Here is a 2,478-nt window from a genome sequence, read left to right on the forward strand (position 1 = left end):
GGGGGCGCCGTGCTGTTGCTGCCCGTCTTCGTAGCGGTGTTCGGTGCCCGCGATGCCGTCGCTCTACTCACGGTCGCGCAGTTGGCCAGCAACGGCGGCCGGGTCTGGTTCAACCGACGCGAGATCGACCGTCGGCTGGTCAAGATCTTCGCGATCGGAGCGGTCCCTGCGGCGACGGTCGGGGCGCTGCTGTTGTCCAACGCCCCGTTGCCGGCGCTCACGCGGGTGATCGGGGCATTCTTGCTCGCCATGGTCGCGTGGCGCCGGATCCGGCGCGGCGCGGCCAGGATCGGCGATCGCGGCTTCGTCGCCGTCGGCGCCGCGTCAGGTTTCGGGTCCGCCCTGGTCGGCAGCGTCGGCCCGATGGTTGCCCCGTTCTTCCTGGCCCGTGGTCTGATCCGAGGGGCGTACATCGGAACCGAAGCGGCGTCAGCTGTGGTCATGCATCTGACCAAACTGGTCGTGTTCGGCGCCGCTGCCGTCCTCACCTGGCGCACCGGCCTGATCGGTCTGGCTCTCGCCCCCGCCGCGACAGGTGGCGCGTGGGCCGGGAAGAAGATCCTCGACCGGCTCCCGGTCGCCGTGTTCACCTTGCTGGTCGAGGCCGGCCTAGTCGTCTCGGGAGTGCTTCTGCTGGTTACCGGCGGCTGAATCCATGGCCCTTCTCGAGCCCGCGCACCTGCTGATCAGCCCAAGTCCAAATGGACATGGAAACCATGGTCATTTAGGTTGGGGTTCTCAGTGTCGGTCGACTCGGGGAGCCTGCGATGCGCGAAGCGAGGATGGAGGGGCGGTCGCGTGCTGCCGACATCGGCCTGCGGCGAACCAGGCAACGAACTGCGGTTCTCGACGCGTTGGGCCAGTGCCCTGACTTCGTCTCTGTCCAGGAACTGCACGCCCTCTTGGTGGCGGACGGCGCCTCTGTCGGTCTGACCACGGTCTATCGCGCGCTCCGCGAACTAGATCGCGCCGGACGCGTCGACGTCGTACGGGACGAGGGCGGTGGGAGGTTCTACCGCCAACGGCCTGCCGTCGGCCACGGTCACTACCTCATCTGCCGCTGTTGCTTCCGCAGCCGGCCGGTCGACACCGAGGTGGTCGAGCGCTGGGCTGAACACCTCGGTGAACGCTCCGGCTTCACCGCTGTCGAACACACCCTCGAACTCACCGGCGTGTGCGCCGGTTGCCGTCGCGCTGTCACCAAAGGAGAACCCCCGTGTCGCCAGGTGTCCGACCGCCGCACCGATCGCCGCACCTGTCAGGACTGAAGGATCTGAGTCCCATGGCAGACGCGTACCAGGCCTCGGGCGAGTTCATCGACGTCCTCAGCAAGCCCGCCTGGAAGGCGTTGCGCGGTCCGGTGCGGGCGGCACTGGATGGAGCGTCGGCGGCGCACGGTCCGTTCGTCGATGTCGGGGCAGGCACGGGGCTGGGCACCCGAGAGCTGGCCGGCGCCTGTCCGGCGGCGTCGATCCTGGCGATCGAGCCATCACCCGTACTGCGCGCTGTGCTGCTGTCCCGGGTCGCTGCCGACCCGAGTCTCAGTGAACGGGCGACGGTGATGGCCGACGACGCTCTCGGCGCGGACCTGCCGGACCAGCTCGGGGCGGTGCTGGCGGTCAACATGATCGGGCACCTGACGCCCGAGGATCGGCGGAGTTTCTGGTGGCGGGTCGCCGACCGGCTCGCGCCCGGTGCGCCGCTGGTGGTCAACCTGCAGCCGCCCGCCGAATCGGTGACGATCCCGTACACCACGTTCGGAGCCGCGAAGGTCGGCCGGTACACCTACGAGGGCGGTGGCGATGCCGAGCCCGCCGGTTCCGATGCCGTGATCTGGCGGATGCGTTACCGGGTTCTGGACACCGACGGAGAAGTGGTTCGCGACGACACGATCGAGTATCTCTGGCATGTCCTGTCGGCAGCGGACCTGCTGGGGGAACTGGCTGACGCAGGGCTGAGTGGCCGCCTGGGGGCGCTGGGAGTTGTCCGCGCCGTGACAGCAATTAATGGCAATGACTTTCATCACTGAGGTAGATTTCTGGTGTTGAAAGTCATTTCCATCTAGGCTGGTCGGGGTCCGGAGCGCCAGGTATCCCGCCCGCGCGGCCCGGCAAGGTTGAGGAGATCCGCTGTCATGAAGGCTGTTCGGCTGTCCCGGTTCGTACTGAGTGGGCTGGCGGCGATCGCCGTGCTCACCACCGCTGCCTGCTCCACCTCGTCCTCAGGTAGTACCGACTCCGGCGGCGCCGCAGCCAGTACCGGCCCGGGCAAGACGATCCAGGTGGTGGCAGCGGAGAACTTCTGGGGGAGTATCGCGACGCAGCTCGGCGGCAGTCACGTCAAGGTCACCAGCATCATCAACAACCCCGATGCGGATCCGCACGACTACGAGCCCACCGCGGCCGATGCGCGCACGGTGGCCGGGGCGCAGTTCACGATCGTCAACGGCATCGGGTACGACGTGTGGGCGGACAAGTT

4 protein-coding genes are annotated in these 2,478 nt (G+C 67.9%); all 4 read left to right on the top strand.

What is annotated here, in order from left to right:
• Positions 1-651 (top strand): TSUP family transporter (locus tag VFG33_RS13420; RefSeq protein ID WP_325026120.1); only part of this gene is annotated, 651 nt, incomplete at its 5' end.
• Between the two features lie 116 nt (positions 652-767).
• Positions 768-1,268: a Fur family transcriptional regulator gene (locus VFG33_RS13425; protein WP_325026122.1), complete on the top strand. Its 501-nt coding sequence runs from the start codon at positions 768-770 to the stop codon at positions 1,266-1,268.
• A gap of 14 nt (positions 1,269-1,282) precedes the next feature.
• A complete protein-coding gene (locus tag VFG33_RS13430) occupies positions 1,283-2,029 on the top strand; it encodes a class I SAM-dependent methyltransferase (protein ID WP_325026123.1) in 747 nt (248 codons plus the stop codon).
• 105 nt (positions 2,030-2,134) lie between these two features.
• Positions 2,135-2,478, top strand: a 344-nt coding sequence (locus VFG33_RS13435) for a metal ABC transporter solute-binding protein, Zn/Mn family (protein WP_325026124.1), incomplete at its 3' end; no start/stop codon positions are given.

The organism is Kribbella sp. (assembly GCF_035687465.1).
GTDB lineage: Bacteria > Actinomycetota > Actinomycetes > Propionibacteriales > Kribbellaceae > Kribbella.